Consider the following 24,448-nt stretch of genomic DNA (forward strand, 5'->3'; position numbering starts at 1 on the left):
ATCCAAAACGAGATCTGGTCGATGCAAACTCTAAAATTTTTCTCTCAATTGCTTTGCGGGTTGTGTCTAAGCGTCAGTCATGGCGCGTGGGCACAAGCCACTTTTGATTCGGCAACGTTCAATCAAGCCAAGGATGAACTTGCCTTGTTGCGCGTGACGCCGAGCGGCGAGGAAGTGCCGGTGTCCAATCGACAGATCGTGTTCAAGTTCAATCAGCCGGTGGTGGCGGTAGGTGATATGCAGCGCGAATCCGACGCAGTGCCTATTTCGATCACGCCGAAAGTGAATTGTGCGTGGCTCTGGCTGGACACCAGCTCGTTAGCATGCCAATTGGATAAAGCCGATGCGCTGCAGCTTGCCACGCGCTACACGATACACGTTAACCCTGGAATTCAAACACTGGACGGCGTCACGATGCCGCACGCTGAGCAATTCAGCTTCACCACCATTCGACCCGCAATCCAAGGTGTGTACCTGCACCAGTGGACTGACGCAGCGCGGCCGGTGATGCGGGTTCAGTTCAACCAGCCAGTAAGTCGCGCGTCGGTACTGGCCAGTTTGCGCCTCAGATCTAAGGGGAATGCCATCGACTTACAAGCCGACAACGCGCACAACTCGGACTACGACGCCTTATTCTTGCAGGCAACCGCGCAATCTGCTTTTGAAAGCCAGAGTCCATTGCCTAAACCACGTGACGATGCCGAACCTGCGCCCGAAGTGCAGTTGGCCTTGCAAGCGCGCAGAAATGCCTACGATCAAGCTCGTTATGCGTGGAATTTATCGCCGGTGAACGCGTTGCCTGCCGGTGCCTTAGTTCGATTGCAACTGACTGCTGGACTCCGTTCGGTGTGGGGGGCGGTGCGCGGCACTACAGACAATAAAGTACACACATTCAGTGCCTTGCCCAAATTTGAGTTTCTGGGTGTTGAGTGCCGACAGCAGTCATACACTGACGGTAACATGCGGGTCACCTCCAATCGAATTCAACCACGATATTCAGCGCAAACTCAGTTGCGCGAATCGGACACAGGTGATCACGCCTACGATGGCTTGGCGGAATGTCTACCATTGCAATCTGCTGCGTTGGTTTTTTCGACGCCTGTGAGTTATCAAACAGCAAAAGCACATCTTAGCGTCACGCCGGATTTGGCAGGAGGCATACCCGATTACGACCCTTGGTCGACGCGTCAGGATCGTTACCTCATCGAGAACTTTTTTAACCGCCGTTTTCGGTTCGGCGACAATCGACCGTATCGAATGGTGCTGCCGGAAGTGCTAAAAGCCTACGACGAGTACAAACTGGAGTCTGTCGCTGAGTTACGTGATGAGTTACATCGAACGCTCGATAGGCCCATTAGCATGAGTTTTTTGACCGCGCATCGGCTGCCTAATTACCAGTTGGATCACCGTCATGCGGTATTCGAAAAAACGTTGGATACCGAGCTGCCGGTGACGGTCACCAATCTGGACGAGCTTGTGGTTGATGGGTACACACGAACCACGATGAGCGAGGCAGAAACCGGGTTGAGTTACCGCAAACCACTCCCCGAGGTGGAGGACATTGCTTACGCCGTGCCGCTGGGCGTGCGCGCGATGCTGGGCGGCAAATCCGGGTTGGTAACGGGCACCCTGAGTGCGGAGTCTACGTATCCGGGCTTGGATCACTACCGGCCAGAATTTGTGGCGCAGGTAACCCCGTTTCAAGTGCACCTAAAGTTCGGGCATTTCAAAAGTATGGTTTGGGTTACCAGCTTACAGACCGGAAAACCAGTTGCCGGTGTGAAGGTGCGATTGGATTTGGATCGTTACAGCGGAATGACGGCATTGAGTGACGAGACTAAGGCGGTCACAGATGTCGTCATCACTGACCGCCATGGCGTTGCCGAGTTGCCTGGTCAGGCGGAGATAGACCCAACACTGAAATGGCGTTACGTGAACTATTTCGATGATCAACGCCTCATCCTCAAGCTCAGTAAAGGCGCTGACATGGCTGTGTTGCCGTTGGATAATAGTTATCTCGTCTGGAGTAATGTGTGGCCGCAAATGCAGGCCCGCGATGGGTATTTATACGCTTGGGGGACTACTGCACAAGGCGTGTACAAAATTGGCGATACCGTGCAATACAAAATCTACGTCCGTAACCAGAGCAATGATCACTGGGTAGCGCCACCGAGTTCGGGCTACGCCTTGCAAATCATCGACCCGAAAGGGCAGGTGGTGGCAGAGCGCAAGGCGCTAACGCTGTCTGAGTTCGGCGCCGTGGACGGCGAATTCACCGTGCCAGAGACTGCGCCGGTCGGTTGGTATCAGTTTAACCTACGGCGCCAAGAGGGGAATCAAACAACCAGTTTGTCGCCCATGCGGGTACTGATCAGCGATTTTACGCCAGCGCCATTTCGCGTAACGACAGAACTGAATGGTGACCAGTTTGGTCCTAATGACATGATGACAGTCGATTCAGTCGCTGCCATGCATGCTGGTGGTCCGTACGCGGATGCGGAGGCACGCGTGACGGCTATATTGCGGCCCAGACAGTTCAGCAGTTCGCACCCTGTTGCCAAAGGGTTTCGGTTTGCCGCGCAATCGAGTCAGGGTAGGCACACCGTCCATCAATCGGTAGCCAAAGTGAACCCACAAGGCGAATTGGTCACGCAGGTTGGTTTGGAAGAATACAGTACGCAGTTTGGCCGCATAATGGTTGAAACCGCAGTGCGAGACGAGCGCGGAAAATACGTTGCCAGCAGTGCCACGGCGGACTTTATTGGCCGCGATCGTTTTGTTGGTCTTAAAAATACCAAATGGGTGCACACCGCCGGCAAAATCGCGAGCACCGAGGTATTGGTGGTCGACGCACACGGGACACCAGTTGATGACACGCCGGTTAGCGTGGTCGTGGAATATTTTGCAACTAAGGCTGCACGCGTTAAAAGTGCCGGTAGCGCATACTTGACCCAATACACGCAAAAATGGGTTAACGTCGCAGAATGCCAGCTCACCGGAAAGGCAAAGGCTCAAGTCTGTGAATTTACCCCCAGCGAGGCTGGAAGCTACCGGGTCACAGCACAGATCAACGATACACATCAGCGCTCGAACAGTGCTGTGTTGTCAACCTGGGTTACCGGCAAGGGGCATGTTGTTTGGGGAAATAGCGACCGAGAGCTGGAGTTAATAGCTGATGCGGAGCAATATCGGTTTGGTGATACTGCCAACATTCTGGTGAAAAATCCGTACCCCGGCGCACAAGCGCTAATCACGGTGGAGCGCTATGGTGTACGCCGTCAGTGGACGCAAGTACTGGACGTAAGTACACCGATTATCCAAGTTCCTATCGAAGGTGATGATTACCCTGGTATTTATGTTTCTGTGTTGCTGGCCTCGCCCCGCGTGGATCGACCTTTAGGCGAGAATCAAGTAGACCTTGGCAAGCCGGCATTCAAGCTGGGGTACACAAAGCTGACCGTGAATGACGATGCCAAAGAACTGGTGGTGTCGGTGTCCACGAATGAGGAAATTTATCGCCCACGCGAGAAGGTCACCATCGAGCTGGCTGCTGAACCAAAAATCGGTAAAAAAATGCCAGTTGAAGTCGCGTTGGTGGTGATTGATGAAGCCGTATTCGACCTTAATCTCAGTGGCAAGCGTTATTATGATCCACTTCACGGGTTTAATCACCTAGAGTCACTTGGCGTGATGAACTATAACCTGTTAATGCGCTTAGTCGGGCGTCAGAAGTTTGAAAAGAAAGGTGCCAGCCCAGGCGGGGGTGGCAGTGAAGAAAGTACTGATCTTCGAAACATCATGAAGTTTGTCGCCTACTGGAATCCAGCGCTGGCGTTGGATAAGCGTGGTCGTGCGGAGGTGGACTTCACGCTGCCCGACAATCTGACCGGCTGGCGTGTGTTTGCGATGGCGGTCAGCAAAGATGAGAAAATGGGCTTGGGGGAAGCGCAGTTTAAGGTCAATCGGCCGACCGAGTTGCGACCAGTGATGCCGAACCAACTAACGGCATCGGACACTGTACAGGCCGGTTTCAGTGTGATGAATCGAACCGACAAAGCGCGTACGTTGAATGTCGACCTGCGTGCCGCCGGGAGCGCCTTAGCACACCCGGTTAGCAAATCCATGAGGCTTGATCTTGAGCCGTACCAGCGCGCTCAGGTGTGGATGGATATCTCCGCAGATCAGCCCGGCGAAATTGCCTTTTACGCACAAGCCGGCGACGCTGAAGATAAGGACGCAATCGAGCATCATTTGACGGTTGGTCAGCGGCGATCGCTCGTCACCGCGGCAACTTATGGCACCACCACGCAAGCCAGCGTGCAGGAACCGTTCGCATTCCCGAGTGGTATTTACTCAGATGTTGGAGGCTTGAGTGTACATGTATCGCCCTCGGTTATCGCGAATATCAGCGGTGCTTTTGAATACCTACGCGATTACCCATATTTCTGCTGGGAACAGCGCCTAAGTAAAGGACTTGCTGCCGCACAATACACGGAGTTGAAGGCGTATCTGCCAGCGAGTTTGGCTTGGGAGAATAACCAGCAGCTGGTAACCGAAACCTTAGCCAGTGCCGCGAGTTTTCAAGCACCGAATGGCGGCATGACCTACTGGATTAACGACAATCGCTACGTGAGTCCTTACCTGAGTGCGTATACCGCGATGGGTTTTGTGTGGCTGCGTGACGCAGGGTATGACGTGCCGGAAACCGTGGAACAGAAACTGCATGCGTATCTTAAAACCTACTTGCGGCGAGATGAAACCAACCTTACCAATCAAGAGCGATCGATGCATGGGATGCGGTCTTCGATTCGTGCGGTAGCGCTGGCTGCATTGGCAGCACGCAAGCAAGTTGACCTGGCGGAAGTAAATCGTTTTCGCTCCCATTGGGAAAACATGGACTTATTCGGCAAAGCCCATTTTCTGCAGGCGGCGACGGAATTGGGTGCGCCCGAGGATGAGGTCTTAAACTTGACGCAGAACTTGCTGTCTTACAGTGTTCAATCCGGCGGAAAATTTCAGTTCAACGAGACACTCTCGCCCGGTTACGCGCAAATGTTACACACGCCGTTGCGTTCTAATTGTGCCATTCTAACAACGCTGCTCGACCTATCGCAGCGTTCGGCGGCGGCCTTAAATACCGTTGGCGACATCCCATTTAAGCAAGTGCGTGCTATCTCTCAGACTCGCGGCAACCGTGCGCATTGGGAGAACACGCAAGAGAACTTATTCTGTCTGAATGCGTTGATTGACTACAGTCGACTTTACGAGCGCACAAAACCGGATTTTCGCGTCACGGCAAGTATGCACACCAACGCCTACGGATCTCAATCAATAGGTGCAGCGGTTTTTTCTGACCTACGCGATACGCCGGCGGTGCTGGCCGACGAGGCGCTGCCCGTTGAACCGGGTTTAAGCGGTGATGTGGTGCTTGATCGCGAGGGTGATGGCCGGGTGTATTACAGCGTGCGTATGCGCTACGCCAAGACGGAAGACGCGGCCGAACCGGTCAATGCGGGGTTGGAGGTGCGACGCGAGTACTCGGTGGAACGGGACGGGCAATGGCAGTTATTATCCAGCCCGATGCAATTGCGTAAGGGCGAACTGGTGCGGGTCGATCTGTTTGTGTCAACCCCGACTGCACGGCACTTCGTGGTCATCGATGATCCAGTGCCAGGCGGATTGGAGCCGGTGAATCGTGATCTGGCGACCAGTTCCGTGGTCGATGCAAATAAGGCCACAGTTGGTCGGGCATCAAGTTCCTGGTGGTACGCACGCGATAGCTGGCAGGGCTATGGACGATTTGGGTATAGTTTTTATCATCAGGAGTTGCGCCACAATGCCGCGCGCTTTTACTCTGATTACTTGCCTGCCGGTGACTATTATCTGAGCTACACTGCGCAGGCAATTGCGGGCGGTACCTTTTCCGTTATGCCACTAAAAGTAGAGGAAATGTATGACCCCGATGTGTACGGGATGGGCGTTCCCGCCAGCCTAAAGGTCGAACATGCTGAGTAGTCGCGTGCCACGTTGGCTGCGTCAAGCCTTGCGGGTTGCCGCTGCTATTAGCGTTCTTGCGGCAGTGGTGCTTGCGGTGGTAACTGAACGCGCCATGCGGCCAATACCCACAGACCTTCATGCTGTGGTCAACCAGATCAATAAGCCGCAGCTTCTAGATCGTGATCATCGGCCGTTGACAGTCACCTTTCAGAACCAATGGAATGTGCATCAGCAAGTACGTTTAGAAAGAATCCCTGAGGTGTTACAACACGCGTTTATCTTGGCCGAGGATAAGCGATTTTATCAGCACGCCGGCATCGACTGGACTGCACGTGTCAACGCGCTATTGCAAAACATACTGGCATTCGAGGGCGTGCGCGGTGCAAGCACCATCAGTGAACAGGTGGTGCGCATGGTGCATCCACGACCAAGGTCGGTTTGGGCGCGCTGGCTTGAAGGTTGGGAAGCCCGTCTACTGGAACGTCAGTTCGACAAAGCCACCATTTTAGAGTTCTACCTGAATCAGGTTCCCTATGCCGCTCAACGGCGTGGGGTAGCGCAAGCCGCCGCGTACTATTTTGATCGAGATCTTGAAACGCTGAGCGAAAAAGAAATGCTGGCGCTGGCGGTGCTTGTACGGGCACCATCGCGATTCGATTTATACAAAAGCACGGCGCGAATTGAAGGTCGGTTGAATCTGTTGATCGACCGTGCAGTGGATGCTGGCGTGGTGACACAAGCGATGTCTGTGAAGCAGCAGACACTGACAGTACAACGTCCTAGCCCGACGTTGGATGTTCAGCATTTTGCACAGTTTGTTCAGAGTCAGGTGGCGGACCCAAAATCACAGATTGTCACCACCTTGGATTCACCTTTGCAGTTTCTTGGACAAGAGTTATTAAACCGTCGCTTGAGTCAGCTCGCCACTCAACAAGTTCAACATGGGGCGTTAATTGTGGTTGATCATCAGCAAGATGAGGTATTGGTGTGGGCGGTGGGCAACGCTGACACTAACCCAGAGCCGACTGCCTATGACACCCTGCTGGTAAAGCGACAACCCGGTTCCACACTCAAGCCGTTTGTGTACGCCAGTGCGTTAGAGCAAGGCTGGACGGCCGCGACGCTGATTGACGACAGCCCGTTGACCGAAGGTGTGGGGCGTGGGGTCCATGCCTACCGGAACTACAGTAATAAGTATTACGGTGAAGTCCCACTGCGTGAGGCACTGGGGAATTCACTGAATATTCCAGCGATCAAAGCGGCCCAATATGTTGGTGTTGAGCCTTTATTGGCGCGTCTTCACGCGCTCGGCATCCGTGACTTGGCATTGCGTTCGGTGGACTATGGGCATGGTATCGCATTGGGAAATGCGGAACTGAGCTTGTTCCAGTTGGCCGAAGCTTATGCTGCCCTCGCGCGCGGCGGTATTTACCGACCGTTATCCGTGCTGACCTCGGCTGCTTCGAAGGCGAGTGGGCAGCGTGTATTTTCGGATGCGGCCAGTACGTTGATCGCTAATATTCTGTCCGATGCGGATGCACGAAGTCGAGAATTCGGGCGTGGCGGCGCACTGCATTTGCCGATCCAGACCGCAGTAAAAACCGGCACGTCCAGTGACTACCGAGATGCCTGGGTGATGGCGTTTAATCATCGTTACTTGGTCGGTGTCTGGATGGGCAACCTCGACAGTCAACCAATGCAGAATATTACCGGGTCAACCGGGCCAGCAATGGTTATGCGGGCGATGTTTAATGAGCTCAATCGTCACACGGCCACGCGCCCTTTACGCTTAGCGCGTGATTTACAACGACACGCGGTGTGTATCGACTCCGGTTTGATTAGTGACGGTAATTGCGCTTCGCGGGATGAGTGGTTTCTGCCAACCTCGTTGCCGGCTGAAAAGCGCACTCACGAGCAAGCGCTTGAGTATCGATTGGCTCAGCCAGTGGATCAGATGCTGGTTGCGCGCGACCCAAGAATACCCGACGAGTTTGAGGCGCTCGAGTTGCGACTAAATCAGTCTGAACGCGTGCAACAGGTGGAGTGGTTGGTGAATGATAAGTTGGTGGCGACGACGCACACAGCGCACTACGATTGGCCCCTTCAAGGCGGGCATTTTAGAGTTCAGGCGCGGGTATTCAGCATGGCTGCTCGGCCAATGCTGACACCGGCGGTCTCGTTCACTGTTCGATAAAATCAGTGCGTCAAACTAGTTCGACGCGCTGACTGCACCCATTAGCGTATAGGCGCCAATGGCAATGAAGCCGATGCCGGCGGCCAGGTGAAGGTACCGTTCTTCAATATGGTGCGACAACCAGGCGCCGACGGCAACGCCTAATGCGGTGGCGACAATCAGCGCGCTGCTGGCAGCCGCGAATATCAGCCACTTATTTACATCCTTGTCTGCCGCGAACAACATGGTTGCTAGCTGCGTTTTATCACCTAGTTCGGCGAGAAATACTGAGAAAAAAATGGCAAAAAATAACTTTATTTCCATGGCTGCATCGGCGCTTGGCAAACCGGTCGGAGGTCATGTGTTAGAGCGCCGCTAAGTATACCGGTTTTTGGCATTTGTGCGTCTATTCTATGTGCGAGCTCCGTTGGTTAAATGGCTGTGTGAACGCTAAAAACCAGTTTATCGCAATATTGTGATTAGACCCGATCTGATATAGTCGTGATCGCAATTTTGCGCCATCAAACTCTTATCTTGTCAGGGAATCTGAATGAAAATCGCGATTTTATCTCGCAATAAAAAACTGTACTCAACGCGACGGCTGGTCGAGGCAGGCCAAGTTCGTGGTCATGAGGTCGATGTGATTGATACGCTCCAATGTTATATGGACATCACCAAAAGTCGCTCGGTAGTGCGTTATGGCGGCAAGGAGTTGCCACGATACGATGCGATCATTCCAAGAATTGGCGCCTCGATTACCTTTTATGGCACGGCAGTGGTCCGTCAGTTTGAAATGATGGGCACGTTTTCTGTGAACGAATCGGTGGCCATTAGTCGATCGCGCGATAAACTACGCTCTCTGCAATTGTTGTCACGCCGCAATGTGGGCTTACCTCGGACTGGGTTTGCGAACAAATCCACCAACATTAAGGATCTGATTAAAACGGTTGGTGGTGCGCCGTTGGTGGTGAAACTGTTAGAAGGTACGCAAGGGATTGGTGTGGTACTGGCTGAAAACAATAAATCCGCTGAAAGTATTATCGAAGCTTTTATGGGGTTGAACGCCAATATCCTGGTGCAGGAATTCATCAAGGAAGCAGGCGGTGCCGATATTCGCTGTTTTGTGGTTGGCGGTAAAGTGGTCGCAGCAATGAAACGCCAAGGGGCGGACGGTGAGTTTCGTTCTAACCTGCATCGCGGCGGGTCTGCCACGCTGGTTAAGCTCAGTAAAGAAGAGCGCGCCACAGCCGTTAATGCTGCTAAGGTCATGGGCTTGAACGTCTGTGGTGTCGACATCTTACAATCTGCGTCCGGTCCGGTCGTGATGGAAGTCAATTCAACTCCCGGTCTTGAGGGAATTGAAAAGGCCACAGGAAAAGATGTGGGGGAGCTGATTTTTCAGTTTATTGAGGACAATGCGAAGCCGCATCGCACTCGTACGCGAGGCAAAGGTTAGTGGCGGTCAAGCCTGACACGCTCACGCCTCTCGTTATTGGCGGGCATTCGATTCCACCTGGTGCCACTCGCCAAATTGAGTTGCCGGTGGTGCGTTTGTACACCGATACAGACATCTGCATGCCCGTTCATGTCATGCGCAGCCGCAAGCCCGGACCAACCATGTTTGTGTCGGCTGCCGTTCATGGAGATGAACTTAATGGGATTGAAATCGTACGACGCCTGATCCGCATGAAAAGCTTTAAACTGACCGCAGGAACGTTGATACTGGTACCGATAGTAAATGTTTACGGGGTATTAAATCAGAGTCGATATATGCCAGATCGACGGGACTTAAATCGCTGTTTCCCTGGCTCGTCTAAGGGCTCGCTGGCGGGTATCGTGGCACACAAATTCATGCATGAGATTGTCCGGCACTGCCAGTACGGCATCGATTTGCATACGGGCGCAATTCATCGCTCCAATTTGCCGCAGATTCGTGCCAATTTAAAAGATGATGAAACGCTGGAATTGGCTGAGGCCTTCGGTGTCACGGTGTTATTGAATGCCAATTTGCGCGATGGTTCTTTACGTCAGGCGGCTTTGGAGCAAGACACACGAATTTTATTGTACGAGGCTGGCCAGGCCCTGCGCTACGATGAGTTGTCGATACGCGCGGGCGTGCGCGGTATCCAGCGCGTCTTGTCGAAGCTTGGTATGATCCGTTTGAAAACCCCAAGGGCTAAGGTTACGCCCTATGTGGCAAACAACAGTTCCTGGGTGCGTGCCAGCCACAGCGGTTTGAGCACGAGCAAACGCAACTTAGGCGATTATGTGCAAAAAGGTGACGTGTTGGCTCGTATTGGCAACCCATTGGGAGAGAATTTCGGCTCGGTGGTGGCGAATAAAACTGGGATTATCATCGGGAAACAGAACATCCCTTTGGTGCAAGAAGGGGATGCGATGTTCCATATCGCGTTCTTTAGCGAAGAAGAGGAAGACATTGCAGATAACATCCAAACCATGTCAACCAGCCTGTTGGGCGAAATGGGACAGGTGTAGTCCCAATGCTTGACCCGGAACGCGGATGCTCGTAACAATAGTGGAGTAGAACAGCTATCAAGTAGCGTAGGAGAAGCAATATGTTGAAGACCGTCTACTACTTCGGCGGTGTCGTGCTCTGTTTGACGCCGCTAAGCACCTCGTTGTTGGCTCAGGAGTATGATCCACATGCTCTGTGCCAACAGGCGGCAGAAGGCTTATTGCCAGAAGACGCTGCCACTTACATCGAGAATTGTCTGTCGGACTACCGAGCCAATATGGGTATTGAACCTGCAGAACCGCTGGGTAAATCAACCTTGATGGAGGCAGATTCGCCTGACACTGAGTCGACTAAAGGCACACTCGATGCCGCTAAAGACCGACCATAATTTGACACAATAAGATCTGCCCAGGGTGCAATGAGTTAGGGTTGTCTGATTCATTATCCAGCAGTCAACAACACACAAACGCTAACCAATCATTGCCGGATCGATGACCGGAACATTATGAGTGCAGTAACTGAAACGCTTGACACAAGTATCTCGCCAACCGAGCTGGCGCACAACCTCGAAAGCTTGCCGCTGGCTGAGCGAGCCGAGGCGTGGCTGGCGTTGTCGCAGAAGGAGCGTAGCGAGGCACTACCGTATCTGCATGACGAGATCAAGATCGCGCTTCTCGACAATACGTCGGCGGATGAGCTGGTCCAGTTGGCAGAAAACATGGAAGCCAGTGATGTCGCGGATGTTATTGACTTGGTGTCGGACAATGTCGCACAGGAAATTATCGATAGCTTGTCAGATGCTGATAAAGCCTCGGTCGAAGCGTCGTTAGACTATGACGAGGACACGGTTGGCCGTTGGCTCAAACGGGATGTTATTGCCTTATCCGCGAATCGTTCTGTCGCGCAAGTATTACGTTATATTCGGACACACCATCTTCCAACCTATACGGATCAGGTATTTATTGTTGGTCACGATAAAAAGTATCGAGGCGCAGTGGCGTTAGCGAGCATTCTTCAAGCGGAAGAGGGGGAACAGCTCAAAGAACTGCCGCTGATCGACAGCACGACGGTTCTCAGCCCAGAGATGTCGCTGGCCGATATGACCATGGTATTTCGACGCAAGCACTTTATCTCTGCACCGGTGTTGGACGAGCACGGCACGTTGCTTGGCCGAATTACCGCCGACGATGCCATTTCATTTATGCAGGATGAGGCCGATCACCAGTTTATGAGTATGGCAGGCCTGGATGAAGAAGACGACTTGTTTGCCCCAGTGGTGTCTTCTTCAAAACGACGGGCAGTGTGGCTGGGTATCAACCTGCTGACTGCCTTTTTGGCCTCGTTCGTAATTGGTCAGTTTGAAGCTGTGTTACAGGAAGTCGTGGCACTGGCGGTGCTGATGCCTGTAGTCGCCAGCATGGGCGGGATCGCGGGTAGTCAAACACTGACGATTGTGATTCGGGGGCTAGCATTGGATAAGATTAACGACAGCAATATTCGACCGTTATTAGTCAAGGAACTCGGCGTCGCCGTGTTGAACGGTATCTTGTGGGCGGTGACGGTTGGTTTGGTCGCGTTTTGGTGGTTTAGTAACGCGACTCTGGGTTTGGTGATTGGCTGTGCAATTTTGATAAATTTACTCGCTGCGGCATTTTCCGGACTGCTAATACCGGTAGCGTTAGAGAAATTAAAACTAGACCCGGCTTTATCTGGTTCGGTGGTGTTGACCACCTTGACCGATGTGATTGGATTTTTAAGTTTTCTTGGCATGGGTGCTTGGCTTCTGGTATAGACTTGGAAGATAAGTCTCCTGCACTGTGTATACCGCGTCATGTATGTGCCTAAACATTTTAGCCAGTCGGATGCCGATGAATTAGGTGCCCTGATTCGCGATCATCCATTTGCCACGCTCGCCTGGTCTGGCAGCGATGGCGTTGACGCCATGCACCTGCCGCTTTTGCTGTGCGGCAGCGACAGTGGGCAGCGATTGCTTGGCCATGTCGCCAAGGCTAATTCAGTGTGGCAAGCCGTACCAGACGGTGATCCCGTGTTGGCGATATTTCACGGTCCGAACCAATATATATCGCCAAACTACTACGCCACTAAACAGGAGCATGGGCGCGTCGTGCCAACATGGAATTATGCTGTGGTACACGTGCGCGGTCGCGTCTATTTCAAGCACGATGCCGATGAGATACGAACGATTTTACAGGCGCTTACGTCTCAGCATGAATCCGACCAACGCAAACCTTGGGGCATCGAAGACGCGCCAGAAAAATACACACGAACCTTATTGCGAGCAATTGTCGGTCTCGAATTGCAGATAGACTCGATCGAAGGAAAATGGAAGCTCAGCCAAAACCAACCCGTCGAGAATCGGCGTAGTGTGCGCGACGCATTATCCTCTAAGTCAGATACAAGCTCGGCGCAGATGATTGCGTTGATGCCGGACCCAGAGTGAGCATCGAACACGTGCTTTCCATCAGCAGTAACCGTGCAGGGCGCGACTGTTGCAGTCACTGAATTGGCGTGAGCTGTCCCGCGCTGTCCTGGCTTTCCTGACTCATCAATCGCGACAGTTCCCATCGATAAACTCGTAGGTCAGATCGCTTAAACGTGGTCGTGTATTGGAAAAGCTGTGATCATCCGATAATAAGTGATACGACACGTTCGTTGCTCCGTCATTATTGAGTGCATTGCGCAAGGGCGTGATGTGCTCATCAATCGGAATAACATCAGTGTCCGCTACGATCATCATAATCGGGCGCCCTTTAGCTTGGCTGGCACGGTTCACTAGGTTCAGATGTGCTGCGTGCTGCAGTACTTCCTGCTGCATCTTGGCGCCCGACCAGCCAGAGAGCATGAACAGCGTGTCGCTGTAATCCATCCATAGACTGGCGGACTCCGGCGAGCTCAGAAAGCCTTTGTTTCCTGCACCAAGATTAGCGCCGTCGTAGCTGACTGCACAACGCACGCTTGGGTTGTCAAGCAGGCCCGCGAGCGCCATATGCCCACCCATACTGTGTCCAATCAGTGAAATTTGTGCCGGATCGACGCGCAGTTTGCGCGCGTTTTCTTGCGCCTGTAAGTACTGGATGACCGCTTGCACATCTTGTTCAGCATTCAGAAATGAGAATTCACCTTCCGCGCCCCATGCGCCGCGATAATGGAAAAACACCGTATTCCAACCTTGGCGACGCAGATCTTGTGCCACGTCGAGGTTTTTTTCATTCCCGGGATAACCATGCAATAGAACCGCCGTTGGATGTGGGCCGTGACCACGAGCTAAATACGCGAGGCCCGGCATTCGTTGTTGTTGCGATAGAATGGTTAGCTCAACCACGCTGGCAGGTGGTTGGTTGTTCACTTTATTGCCGGACGCTGCGCTCACAGCTGTGCCGAGCATCATGTAAGTCATTGAGATTATGAGCAGTGCAGTGATTTTCATAACGATTAGTTTCTTCTTGTTATCAAGGCTCCGAGACCCGAATCGAGTTTTGGTCGCCGGTAACCTGACCTTGCGGGTTTTGCGCGTTGATCCCGGGATGAATGATCATGGTATTGCGAACACGGTTAGAAATTTCGAGCGTGCTCTCCAACGGCGATGTGGTTTGCAAGTTGTTTTGTTTGATCGTGGTGTGGTGCACGTAGCCATGGCCTTCTTCGGCATCCGCGCTGGCGTTGGGGTCACAATTTATGTCTGAGTGCTCAAGGTAGCCACGGCTGGCGTAACCACCGATTAGCAGGTCGCCATATCGACTGTCCGACGCAGTATTGTCTGTCAGGGTGATGTTGCTGGTTTCGATACAATTTTCAGCCCCGACTTCAAACGCCCAGGGTGCATTTTGCACCGTATTGTGGCGCACGGTGATGTCCCGTGCACCATCGATGTAAATTCCCGCAGCCCACGAATGTTGATTGCCATAGGCCGGGTTCGTCACCGTGCTCATATCAGTGACTTGGTTATATTCAATAAAACCATGGCGTGCGGCGTCCAGCCTACCAGGCAATATTCTGCCTGCGACTGTCTGTGTTGGTGAGGTGCCTTCTCCACCGATGGCGTCAATCGCGATATTGTTCGTGCGCGATATCTGGTTGTGGGTGACTTCCCAGTTGCGCACATTGCCATTGATCGCGATCGCTTCGCTGGAACCTGTGCGCAGGTCTTCCAGACGGTTCTGTTCAATAATAATATTGCTAATTGCTGAGCCCTCACTGCTGCCTGTACCCAAAGCTGCGATACCGTGCGCGTTGTCCTTGCCATGTAAGTAGTGTAGATGGTTATTTTTAATCAGGACGCGGTCAATGCTGTCGCCGTATAGCAGAATGCCATAGATATCAGGGTCGCGGGAACTTGGTGTATTGTTAATTCGTCCGTCGATCTGTAAGCCTTCAATAATGATATTGTGGACCCCGCTGGGGATCAAAAAAACGCTGTTAGTGCCCGTGTAAGTGACTTTGTTGTCAACCGCGCCGATCAGCTTAAGGTTAGATCGATACAGGTAGACTGTACCACTCAATTGCAGTTGGCCGATTTCGATAACGCAGAGTGTGCTGCCATCGCAATCGTCTATTGCCGCTTGTAGTGACCCTGAAAGCGGTGTTGCGGTTACACCATCAAAGGCGCTAATCCAGTCTCGTTTCGGTCGGCTCGACTCATCGACGGGTGGGGCACCAAATTCTGGAATGCTCGTATGCGGCGAATTGTTATCGTCCAGTAATAAGAGCTGAACTGAAGGTGAAATAGCTGAAGGTTGCGCAACTGAGGAAACGGGCAACAGCAGTAGCGTCAAGAGCGTTAATCGCAGGCAGGTCGTCATTTGCCGAATTATAGCGATAGATACTCGCGCTGACGACTACTACTGAATGCTGTGGTTAAGCACCTGCGGTTGTTGAGAGCTGAGGTGTACTCAAGGTCGGCCCTGACGTTGAGGGCTGCTCTCGGTTTCGGGCGCACAGCACTGCGCAGCGAGTGCTTGATACTGTTGCAATGAGAGCATCACGACTTGGTCTTTCCCCGCGCCATCAATGGCAATGGCCTGTTCGGTTTCACAGACACGGCGCATGGTTTTGGCTAATGACGTTTGCGCAGCCAGGTAATCAATACGTTCCATAATCAGTGCCTCTTGGGAAGATGAATCCAGTTTCAAAATGATTGAAAGCGGCGGAAACTGCCGATAACAACGCCCCAGATCACCAGATCTGATTCAGATTCCAGTTCGATGTCCGGGTAGGCGGGATTTTCAGGGAGAAGTTTGACCAAGCCGCCGCGATGATACAGGCGCTTAACCGTTAGCTCTCCATCAATTGCAGCAATCACAATTTTGTTATGTTCGGCTTTAAGAGACCGATCCACGATAAGGATATCGCCGGGCAGAATTCCCGCATTTTTCATGGATTCGCCTTCAACTCGCAACATAAAGGTGCTGTCTGGGCGACGAACCATATAATCGTTCAGGTCTAAGGTATCTTCAACATGGTCTTCGGCAGGTGAGGGTATGCCTGCCGCGACGCGCGAACTGAATAAGGGTATTTCGAGTCGATGCACATTGGCGGCCTGCTCTGGCGCAGCATGCCCAAATTCAATGACGTCTGGGTACCCTGTTAGAAACTCTTTGATGTAGCTAACGCTGCTTTCAGGCACACGAATGGCTTTGGTCGGTTCATTGTATTTACCGCTGCCTTTGGGGCGTCCTGCGCCAGGTCTCGCACCACCATGTGTGTTTTTTATGTCGCTCATTTGAATAGTGTACACATATTCAAATGAGCGTGTCTAGCTTTGTTTCAAGCCGCGAAGAGAATTCATGCGTAAGGCGCAGCTGTTTACTCAGACTGGTAGATAGCTTGTCCATTTAAATAGGTGGCTTTTACTTTGGTCTCCAGCAGTTTATCGACCGGTATTTGCATGATGTCTTGTGACAGCACCACAAAATCAGCCTGTTTTCCGACGCTGATGGAGCCGAGCTTGTCTTCTTGAAATGCAGCGTATGCGGCACCGAGTGTAAATCCGTACAGTGCTTCCTCACGAGTCAATGACTGCTCTGCATACCAACCATTGTCGGGCCAGCCTTTGGCATCCTGGCGTGCTACGGCGGCGTAAAAGCCTTCCAGGGGTTCGGGTCGCTCTACAGGAAAGTCTGAACCTAAGGCCAGCGGAATTCCTAGTTCGAGAAAGCGTTGCCAGGCGTACGCACCTTTGATTCGTTCGGCGCCTACTCGGTCTTCTGCCCAGTACATATCGCTGGTGGCGTGGGTTGGCTGAACCGAGGCAATCAAGGCAAGTTGTTTGAATCGCGCGAAATCGCTTTGCGCCACTATCTGAGAGTGCTCAATGCGGTGTCGGCCAGGATTGTCCAGCTTAGTCGCCGCTTCTAAGACATTCAGAGTGACTTGATTACCACGGTCTCCGATGGCATGGATATTGACTTGCAGTCCGCATTTAGCAGCCCGAGTTGCATGCTGGGTAAGGCTTTGCTCACTTTCAATTAACAGCCCTTTATTGCCTGGTGCGTCACTGTAGTCAGCTAATAGGGCCGCGCCGCGCGAACCCAAGGCTCCGTCGCTGTATAATTTGATGGCGCGCGCACTCAGCATGGCGGACGGATCAACAATCGGCCCTTTTTCGCACAGGTAATTCAACATCTGATTCGCGCCGTCTGCCATGGCGTAGACGCGAACCTTAAGTTGCTTCTCCTGTTGCAATGACTCGAGCAGATGCCAAACTTGCAAAGAGGTGCCGGCATCGTGCATCGCGGTGAGTCCGACCTCAGCAGTTTTTGCCATAGCGAGTTTGAGCTGCGCAGCCAGCGTAGCTTGATCCGCGACGGGAACGTGGACTTGGATTAACTGCGCGGCATTGTCGATAAATACGCCTGTCGCGTTGCCCTTTTCATCGCGAATGATTTCACCGCCTTCTGGTTGCCACGCGCCGTTAAGGTCACGGGTGGCAAAACCCATGGCTTTGTCGTTGCCCCAACTTGCATGACCATCAACGCGCTCCAACCACACGGGTCGGTTAGGGAAGGCTGCATTCAAATCAGCAGCAGTTGGTAAGTTTTTTTCGGGCCAGTCATTTTGATCCCAGCCGCGCCCCAGTAGCCAAGCGCCTTCAGGCAACGATTGAGCGCTGATTTTAAGCGCCGCAATGATCTCTTGTTTGCTCTCAGTGCCCATAAGGTTCGCGTAACTCAAGCTTTGACCCAGACCTAACAGGTGGCCGTGCGCATCGATAAACCCAGGCACCACGGTCGCCCCGTTTAGATCTAGTTGCTGCGCACCCTGATAGGTGGCGAGCAATGCCTGTTCATTACCTACCGCAATGATCTTGTCGTTTTGATAAGCAAAGGAAGACACCACTGGGCGACGTTGGTCCACAGTGTAGATCGTCGCATTTGTTACAACCGTAACCTGCGCTTTAGCGGGCAGGCTGATCAACAGCAGGAAGGTAAGACGCAAGCAGAATTTCATAAGGCTCCTCAGTATTTGGTCGGGGGACCAATAGTGGCAGTCGACACTCAAAGCCGGCAAGCGCCGGCTTGAGGTAAGTTGATGCTCACTATAGCCTCGTGTCAGTTATTGAGCAACGGCTCGGCAGAGGTTCTTAATGATGATGGCGAGTTTCGCAGTTACTCGATGCGCAGGTAATGGACTGACAGGCGCGGTAGTTCAAATAGTGCGATGCTGCCAGAACCAACCCACCAACTGAGGTGGCCACTTTTTCGCCGGTCAGGCCAAATACGCTATGACCAACGAAGGCCACCAGAATCAGGATGGCCATACCGATTATACCAGTGATGACGATTGGCCAGCGACGGTGTTTACGACAACCGATGAACAGGGCGACGATGCTGATGGGGATTACCAGCCAGAGTAGTAATTGGTGGAATAGAACCTCTTCGGCCACGGCGCTGATCGAGACCATGGGCAATAGGGTCAGTGCGATTGGCGCAATCAAGCAGTGCACCAGGCACACGCCTGATAATAGAATCGCAAATTTGTCGAGAGAGGTTGAATTAGGCATGGCGGCTATCGCGCGATGAGTCCGTTTTTTGTTCAATGTAATAGTATAACATTGATAGTGTGTGTAAACACAAGTGATACGCGTAACTTGTGTTGTGCACGCTAACCGGAGTACATCAGCAATATTGATGATATTAAATTAGACTACTCTTGTTACGCTGCTGAACTAGTCTGCCCTGTTTCAAGGATTGGATAACAAGGTGGTGGCTTTACGGATGCCGCTGCCTTGGCGGTCAGGTGTTTTCCGTTGATGGTTTGCCGGCCATACGCACGTCTCGCGTGGTATGGCTGGTAAATCTAGGTTTAAGCTATTTTAAACCGAGGTTGATCTGCGACAGTGCATCTGAGCCTGGGCATAACGTTTTTTCATCGAGTTGGTTCAGTGGTGTATCCGGAATGTTAAGGATGTCGTGAAAATTATCGGACTCAGGCTCCAAATAGATCAGACCGGTTAGTAGACGTTCTTTTGACTTGTGTTCGTGCAAAGTTTGAATTGCTTTAACGCGATCAGTTGGGTCGTAATTGTCACTGAGCTTGCTGAGTTCAACAGAGTCGCCATTGTGCAGTGCGACCTTCTGAGTTGAGCCTTTGACCTGATCCAGCGTGATTTCTTGCGCCATCGGCACAAAGTCTACGACGGCGCCAGCTTCCACATGCTCACGTGTGTAGTCATAACTTTTGGTTGAGCCAGGATGGTTGTTGAAAGTGACACAAGGTGACACCACGTCAATCAAGGCAAAACCTTTGTGTGACATTGCGGCTTGGAGTAATGGCACCAGTTGTTGTTTATCACCCGAGAAGCTCCGTGCCACAAACGTGGCTCCGAGTTCCAATGCAAGTGCCACTAGGTCGATGGCTTCAAATGGATTGATTTTACCCTTTTTGCTTTGTGACCCTTCGTCTGCGGTCGCTGAATCTTGACCTTTGGTCAAACCATAGCAGCCATTGTTCTCTACGATGTAGGTCATATTTAGATTGCGTCGAATAACATGGGCAAACTGCCCCATGCCAATGGACGCGGTATCACCGTCGCCACTGACCCCGATGTACAATAGATCGCGATTCGCCACATTGGCACCGGTGGTGACGGACGGCATGCGCCCATGTACCGAGTTAAAGCCGTGTGCTTTGTTTAGAAAGTAATTGGGGGATTTTGATGAGCAGCCAATACCGGACATTTTGGCGACCCGATGCGGTTCGATGTTGAGGCCCCACACCGCTTGTATGATCGCGGCGCTGATTGAGTCGTGACCGCAGCCGGCGCACAATGTTGAGATACCACCTTCGTAGGCTTTACGCGTCAACCCAAGCTGATTGGTCGGTGAATCCGGGTGTCGAAAACTAGGTTTATAAAAACTCATGATTACGTTCTGATAGGTCAGCCTCGGTTCTGGGCCGCTGACGAAACGGGTGCCGCCAGGTGCAATTCGATGGTGTCGTGAATAACTCGTGCACTGATCGGGTCGCCGTTGTAATGCAGCACCGAGATCAACGATTTTGGATTGATTTCAAGTTCATTCACCAACAGAGATTTAAACTGCGCGTCACGATTTTGTTCAACGACAAATACCTGCTCATGTGCCTCGATAAACGCGTTAATCTCATCGTGGAACGGAAACGCCAGGACTCGCAAATCGTTTGCCGCATGGCCTGATGTCGCCAACGTTTCCAACGCTTCACGCGTGGCTTCGTGGCTCGTGCCAAAATGAATAACACCAATTGCTTGCGTGGTGTCCCGCTCGGTTAATACTGGTTTTGGCAAATACTTGGGTGCCGTCGCCCATTTAACCGAGAGCCGTTCCATATTGCGTTGGTAGGCTTCGCCTTTCTCGGTGTACGCCGCATACTCGTCGCGTGATGTACCACGCGTAAAAAATGCGCCTTTCTCGGGGTGTGTGCCGGCAATGGTTCGGTACGGTATACCGTCGCCATCGACATCCAGGTAACGCCCAAAACGTGCGCCGGACTCGAGCTCATCTGCGGACAATACTTTACCGCGATCATAGCTGTGTGTGTCGTCCCAGGCTAGTTCGTCGCATATGTGCTCATTCATGCCAAGATCCAAATCGGTCAACATGATCACGGGGGTTTGTAAGCGCTCGGCGATATCAAAAGCCTGCGCAGTCAACTCAAAACACTCTTTTGGTGTGGCGGGAAACAACAACACTTGCTTGGTGTCGCCGTGGGATGCATAGGCTGAAATCAGAATGTCGGATTGCTGGGTGCGAGTTGGCATACCGGTGGATGGGCCGGTGCGTTGCACATCGATCAGCACGGCGGGCACTTCTGCGAAATACGCCAGACCAAGAAATTCCTGCATCAAAGACACGCCCGGGCCGCTGGTGGCGGTGAAAGAGCGCGCGCCATTCCAGTTTGCCCCGATTACCATGCCGATGGCGGACAACTCATCCTCTGCTTGAATAATGGCGAAATTGTTGTTGCCCGTTTTCGCATCAACCCGAAATTTCTTAGCGTATTTCTCGAAGCCCTCCGCGACCGAAGTCGATGGCGTAATCGGGTACCAAGCGCACACCGTCGCGCCACCATAGACCGCGCCAAGGCCACAGGCTGCATTACCTTCCAGCAAGACCTTGCCGTCGTTCTTATTTCTGCGTTGCAGTTGTAGCGGCAATGGGTCTGGGTGCGCTGTTTTAGCTTCATCAAAGCCAAGTTGCAGCGCCTGAATGTTCGGCGGAATCAACTTAGGTTTGCGGGCAAACGTGTCGTTTACAATGCTCTCAAGCGCACTGAATTCAATGCCGATCAAGTGGGCCAATGAGCCGACATAAATAATGTTTTTGAACAGCTGCTGCTGACGCGGATTAGTGAACGTATTGTTGGTGATCTGTGTTAACGGTAAACCAATATAGTGGATGTCGTCACGGATGAGTTTGAAATCCAGCGGATACGTATTGTCGTAAAAGAAATAGCCGCCAGGGCAGACGCTATTTACGTCTTCCGCCATGCTTTGTGGATTCACCGACACCATTAATTCGACTTGACCGCCGCGTCGTCCCAGAAAACCGGCTTCTGACACACGGACCTCGTACCAGGTCGGCGCACCTTGAATATTGGAAGGGAAGATGTTGCGCGGGCTGACTGGAATGCCCATACGGAAAATGGCTTTGGCAAACATGCTATTGGCACTGGCTGAGCCTGAACCGTTGACGTTGGCGAATTTGACAACAAAGTCATTGATGACCGGAGCCAGTGCCGGTGGCGTATTCAGCGGACTCATGCGGCTTCCTCCTGTTTGGAACCACGACCGGCCTGTTCAACCAGAATCGGGGCAGGCTGATTCCCCGCCTTGGTGACTGTGTACAAATATTTCTGCATATCCCAAGCGGAGGTAGGGCAACGTTCTGCGCATAGGCCACAGTGCAGACACACATCCTCGTCTTTGACCATCACGCGACCCGTTGGCAGGCCGTGTGATACATACAGATCTTGCTCTTTATTATTGCTCGGTGCATTGAGTTTGTGACGCAAATCTTGTTCCGCGTCATTCTCGGTGAAGGTGATGCAGTTGGTTGGACAGATGTCAGTGCAGCCATCACATTCAATACACTTTTCTTCCACAAACACGGTCTGCACATCACAGTTCAAACAACGCTCTGCTTCGGTGAAGGCGACCTCTGCTGAGAAGCCGAGTTCAGACTCAATTTTACGACTTGATAGCGCCTGCTCAACAGGGAGGTGGGCGGAAGCTTGGCGGTCATCATCGATTACCTGACTGTCATACGCCCACTCGTGGATGCCCATCTTGGTGCTGACGAGGTTAGTGCCAGGCGTGGGACGTTCATCATGAACGGATTTGCCTGACAAGAAAAGGTCGATGGAAATTGCCGCTTGATGTCCGTGCGCCACTGCGGTAATGATGTTCTCCGGACCAAAGGCCGCATCACCACCAAAAAAAACTTTCTGGTTAGTCGACTGAAAACTGTGTTTGTCGACCACTGGCATATCCCAATCGCCGAACTCGATACCCAGGTCGCGTTCGATCCAGGGGAACGCGTTGTCCTGACCGATGGCCATAATCGCGTCAGTGCACTCGACTTTCACGATCTCGCCGGTTTCGGAAATCGTTCGTTTGCCGTTCTCGTCGTAACTGGATTCGACCACATTGAAGGTCATGGCAACCAGCTTGCCATCCTCGACAATGAATTCTCGTGGACTGTGGTTCGCTAATATAGGAATACCTTCGGCCAGTGTGTCGTCTTTTTCCCAAGGCGAGGCTTTCATTGCTTCATACGTTGAACGCACGGTCACAGTGACTTCTTCGCCGCCAATGCGTTTGGCGGTTCGGCAGCAATCCATCGCCGTGTTACCACCACCAACAATGATTACTTTTTTGCCGATGCCATCGGTGTGTTCGAAGGCCACGCTCTCCAACCAATTAATGCCGATATGCACATTGGCATCGGCTGCTTCTCGGCCCGGAATCCTAAGGTCTTTTCCTTTCGGCGCACCGGTGCCAACAAACACGGCATCATATTGTTTATCTAGAATCTCTCGCAGACTGTTGACGCGGGTGTTGAACACCTGGGTGACACCCATATCCAATACATAACCAACTTCCTGATCCAGTACTTCTTCCGGCAAACGGAAGGAGGGAATCTGGCTGCGCATGAATCCACCGGCTTTGGCATTTTCATCATACAGATCGATTTCGTACCCCAGTGGCATTAGGTCGCGCGCAACCGTCAGTGACGCAGGTCCAGCGCCGATCAATGCGATGCGTTTGCCATTCTTCTCGGTAGGGATGGTTGGCAGGCGCATGGCAACATTGGCATCGTCCTTGTGGTCAGCGGCAACACGCTTTAGACGGCAGATGGCCACTGGCTCTTCGTCCACGCGACCACGCCGACAAGCAGGCTCACAAGGGCGGTCACAGGTTCGCCCCAACACGCCTGGGAATACGTTAGATTCCCAGTTAACCATGTAGGCGTCACTGTAACGACGTTGACCAATAAGACGAATATACTCGGGGACGGGAGTGTGCGCAGGACACGCATACTGGCAATCGACTACTTTATGAAAGTACTCCGGATTGCTGATATCAGTAGCTTTCATTTAGCTATGTACTCAGTCTGTTTTTGTTTGCTTTTAAGCGGACGGTTCAAACTGCGCTGAACGAGACGCGGTGCGAACCATTTGTGCGATGTTAGCATGGCTTTTGTTAGCACGTATAGCGTATTTTTACAATCGTGTTACAGCGCCAGTCGATGAGCTTACCAGCGAAATTTATTCCACATGTGCGGGTTGGCCCAGTTGTCTGGGTTGAGCCAGTCTGGTGTGCTTTTGTAATCGTATATGCTGTACTTGAACAGGCTGAATTCGGCTTCTGGTGTGGTGTAGGTACTCACTCGCTTCAAGGCGAAGCTGAATAAGTCAGTCAGTTGCCAGTGACTCTGATCGTCGTGTTTGCCAAGTGGCAGACAGATACAGTACTGCGCTGCGACCACGTCTCGCAGTCGGGCTAGAATCTGCATGCCGTGTTGCCGACTGATGTGCTCAAACAAATTAAACGCCACCGCCACGTCAAAGCGCGTCGCCATGCGCATGACCTGCATGCAATCCGACACCGACACATGTTCGACTTCACAGGGTTGTTGGAGGAGACTTTTTTGTGCACGATATTCGTCGAACAGGGCGGCGTCAAAATCACCCAAGGCCAAAATAGTCTTCGGTTGTGCATCGTTAATTAGAGTGTCGATATCAAATTGTACGTCGCGCGGATAGATCATGCCGAGGTGGGGTAAGTGATGATCCTCCAATTGTAA

18 protein-coding genes are annotated in these 24,448 nt (G+C 52.3%); 7 read left to right on the forward strand and 11 right to left on the reverse strand.

Annotation, left to right across the window (positions count from 1 at the left end; all coding sequences use genetic code 11):
• Positions 1–21 precede the first annotated feature (21 nt).
• Both IE055_RS07870 and IE055_RS07875 read left to right on the forward strand, forming a co-directional pair.
• The gene (locus tag IE055_RS07870; RefSeq protein ID WP_189399567.1) at positions 22–6,015 is read left to right on the forward strand and encodes an alpha-2-macroglobulin family protein; all 5,994 of its coding nucleotides are present in this window, start codon (positions 22–24) and stop codon (positions 6,013–6,015) included.
• Positions 6,005–8,191: a transglycosylase domain-containing protein gene (locus tag IE055_RS07875; protein ID WP_189399569.1), complete on the forward strand. Its 2,187-nt coding sequence runs from the start codon at positions 6,005–6,007 to the stop codon at positions 8,189–8,191. The genes IE055_RS07870 and IE055_RS07875 overlap by 11 nt, the downstream gene beginning before the upstream one ends.
• A 15-nt stretch (positions 8,192–8,206) precedes the next feature.
• Here the strand turns inward: IE055_RS07875 and IE055_RS07880 are convergent, their stop codons facing one another.
• Positions 8,207–8,494, reverse strand: coding sequence for a TMEM165/GDT1 family protein (locus IE055_RS07880; RefSeq protein ID WP_189399571.1), 288 nt, complete (start codon positions 8,492–8,494; stop codon positions 8,207–8,209).
• Between the two features lie 226 nt (positions 8,495–8,720).
• On the opposite strand from IE055_RS07880, the gene rimK reads away from it, so the two are divergent.
• The 5 genes from rimK (at position 8,721) to IE055_RS07905 (ending at position 13,107) form a co-directional block, all read left to right on the forward strand.
• Positions 8,721–9,626: a 30S ribosomal protein S6--L-glutamate ligase gene (rimK, locus tag IE055_RS07885; protein ID WP_189399573.1), complete on the forward strand. Its 906-nt coding sequence runs from the start codon at positions 8,721–8,723 to the stop codon at positions 9,624–9,626.
• Positions 9,626–10,666: a succinylglutamate desuccinylase/aspartoacylase family protein gene (locus IE055_RS07890; RefSeq protein ID WP_229794194.1), complete on the forward strand. Its 1,041-nt coding sequence runs from the start codon at positions 9,626–9,628 to the stop codon at positions 10,664–10,666. The genes rimK and IE055_RS07890 overlap by 1 nt, the downstream gene beginning before the upstream one ends.
• A gap of 80 nt (positions 10,667–10,746) precedes the next feature.
• On the forward strand, positions 10,747–11,034 hold the full coding sequence (locus IE055_RS07895) for a hypothetical protein (protein ID WP_189399574.1): 288 nt from the start codon (positions 10,747–10,749) through the stop codon (positions 11,032–11,034).
• Positions 11,035–11,151: 117 nt separating this feature from the next.
• The gene (gene mgtE / locus IE055_RS07900; RefSeq protein WP_189399576.1) at positions 11,152–12,438 is read left to right on the forward strand and encodes a magnesium transporter; all 1,287 of its coding nucleotides are present in this window, start codon (positions 11,152–11,154) and stop codon (positions 12,436–12,438) included.
• A 39-nt stretch (positions 12,439–12,477) separates the two neighbouring features.
• On the forward strand, positions 12,478–13,107 hold the full coding sequence (locus IE055_RS07905) for an FMN-binding negative transcriptional regulator (RefSeq protein WP_189399578.1): 630 nt from the start codon (positions 12,478–12,480) through the stop codon (positions 13,105–13,107).
• 105 nt (positions 13,108–13,212) lie between these two features.
• On the opposite strand, the gene IE055_RS07910 is transcribed toward IE055_RS07905, so the two are convergent.
• From IE055_RS07910 to IE055_RS07955, 10 genes are all read right to left on the reverse strand, one after another.
• The gene (locus IE055_RS07910; protein WP_189399580.1) at positions 13,213–14,094 is read right to left on the reverse strand and encodes an alpha/beta hydrolase family protein; all 882 of its coding nucleotides are present in this window, start codon (positions 14,092–14,094) and stop codon (positions 13,213–13,215) included.
• Between the two features lie 22 nt (positions 14,095–14,116).
• On the reverse strand, positions 14,117–15,466 hold the full coding sequence (locus tag IE055_RS07915) for a right-handed parallel beta-helix repeat-containing protein (protein WP_189399582.1): 1,350 nt from the start codon (positions 15,464–15,466) through the stop codon (positions 14,117–14,119).
• 90 nt (positions 15,467–15,556) lie between these two features.
• Positions 15,557–15,760, reverse strand: coding sequence for a type II toxin-antitoxin system Phd/YefM family antitoxin (locus IE055_RS07920; RefSeq protein ID WP_189399584.1), 204 nt, complete (start codon positions 15,758–15,760; stop codon positions 15,557–15,559).
• 32 nt (positions 15,761–15,792) lie between these two features.
• The gene (locus IE055_RS07925; protein ID WP_189399586.1) at positions 15,793–16,386 is read right to left on the reverse strand and encodes a LexA family protein; all 594 of its coding nucleotides are present in this window, start codon (positions 16,384–16,386) and stop codon (positions 15,793–15,795) included.
• Between the two features lie 83 nt (positions 16,387–16,469).
• Positions 16,470–18,113, reverse strand: coding sequence for an amidohydrolase (locus tag IE055_RS07930; RefSeq protein WP_229794195.1), 1,644 nt, complete (start codon positions 18,111–18,113; stop codon positions 16,470–16,472).
• Between the two features lie 133 nt (positions 18,114–18,246).
• Complete coding sequence (locus IE055_RS07935; protein WP_189399588.1) at positions 18,247–18,666, reverse strand: MerC domain-containing protein; 420 nt, start codon at positions 18,664–18,666, stop codon at positions 18,247–18,249.
• 307 nt (positions 18,667–18,973) lie between these two features.
• On the reverse strand, positions 18,974–20,026 hold the full coding sequence (locus IE055_RS07940; RefSeq protein WP_189399589.1) for a 2-oxoacid:ferredoxin oxidoreductase subunit beta: 1,053 nt from the start codon (positions 20,024–20,026) through the stop codon (positions 18,974–18,976).
• A gap of 17 nt (positions 20,027–20,043) precedes the next feature.
• Positions 20,044–21,903: a 2-oxoacid:acceptor oxidoreductase subunit alpha gene (locus tag IE055_RS07945; protein ID WP_189399590.1), complete on the reverse strand. Its 1,860-nt coding sequence runs from the start codon at positions 21,901–21,903 to the stop codon at positions 20,044–20,046.
• Entirely contained in the window at positions 21,900–23,738 is a 1,839-nt protein-coding gene (locus IE055_RS07950; RefSeq protein WP_189399591.1) for an FAD-dependent oxidoreductase, read from the reverse strand. The genes IE055_RS07945 and IE055_RS07950 overlap by 4 nt, the downstream gene beginning before the upstream one ends.
• A gap of 158 nt (positions 23,739–23,896) precedes the next feature.
• Positions 23,897–24,412 (reverse strand): DUF6231 family protein, encoded by a 516-nt coding sequence (locus tag IE055_RS07955; RefSeq protein ID WP_189399593.1) that lies wholly within the window; start codon positions 24,410–24,412, stop codon positions 23,897–23,899.
• Positions 24,413–24,448 lie beyond the last annotated feature (36 nt).

It is taken from the genome of Arenicella chitinivorans (assembly GCF_014651515.1).
GTDB lineage: Bacteria > Pseudomonadota > Gammaproteobacteria > Arenicellales > Arenicellaceae > Arenicella > Arenicella chitinivorans.

Bases quoted from the DNA above. Each gene is read 5' to 3' on its own strand.
- IE055_RS07940 (WP_189399589.1), bottom strand. From the start codon at position 20,026: ATGAGTTTTTATAAACCTAGTTTTCGACACCCGGATTCACCGACCAAT.
- IE055_RS07905 (WP_189399578.1), top strand. From the start codon at position 12,478: ATGTATGTGCCTAAACATTTTAGCCAGTCGGATGCCGATGAATTAGGT.
- IE055_RS07895 (WP_189399574.1), top strand. From the start codon at position 10,747: ATGTTGAAGACCGTCTACTACTTCGGCGGTGTCGTGCTCTGTTTGACG.
- IE055_RS07875 (WP_189399569.1), top strand. From the start codon at position 6,005: ATGCTGAGTAGTCGCGTGCCACGTTGGCTGCGTCAAGCCTTGCGGGTT.
- IE055_RS07945 (WP_189399590.1), bottom strand. From the start codon at position 21,903: ATGAGTCCGCTGAATACGCCACCGGCACTGGCTCCGGTCATCAATGAC.
- rimK (WP_189399573.1), top strand. From the start codon at position 8,721: ATGAAAATCGCGATTTTATCTCGCAATAAAAAACTGTACTCAACGCGA.
- mgtE (WP_189399576.1), top strand. From the start codon at position 11,152: ATGAGTGCAGTAACTGAAACGCTTGACACAAGTATCTCGCCAACCGAG.
- IE055_RS07925 (WP_189399586.1), bottom strand. From the start codon at position 16,386: ATGAGCGACATAAAAAACACACATGGTGGTGCGAGACCTGGCGCAGGA.
- IE055_RS07930 (WP_229794195.1), bottom strand. From the start codon at position 18,113: ATGAAATTCTGCTTGCGTCTTACCTTCCTGCTGTTGATCAGCCTGCCC.
- IE055_RS07950 (WP_189399591.1), bottom strand. From the start codon at position 23,738: ATGAAAGCTACTGATATCAGCAATCCGGAGTACTTTCATAAAGTAGTC.
- IE055_RS07880 (WP_189399571.1), bottom strand. From the start codon at position 8,494: ATGGAAATAAAGTTATTTTTTGCCATTTTTTTCTCAGTATTTCTCGCC.
- IE055_RS07920 (WP_189399584.1), bottom strand. From the start codon at position 15,760: ATGGAACGTATTGATTACCTGGCTGCGCAAACGTCATTAGCCAAAACC.
- IE055_RS07935 (WP_189399588.1), bottom strand. From the start codon at position 18,666: ATGCCTAATTCAACCTCTCTCGACAAATTTGCGATTCTATTATCAGGC.
- IE055_RS07910 (WP_189399580.1), bottom strand. From the start codon at position 14,094: ATGAAAATCACTGCACTGCTCATAATCTCAATGACTTACATGATGCTC.
- IE055_RS07955 (WP_189399593.1), bottom strand. From the start codon at position 24,412: ATGATCTATCCGCGCGACGTACAATTTGATATCGACACTCTAATTAAC.
- IE055_RS07870 (WP_189399567.1), top strand. From the start codon at position 22: ATGCAAACTCTAAAATTTTTCTCTCAATTGCTTTGCGGGTTGTGTCTA.
- IE055_RS07915 (WP_189399582.1), bottom strand. From the start codon at position 15,466: ATGACGACCTGCCTGCGATTAACGCTCTTGACGCTACTGCTGTTGCCC.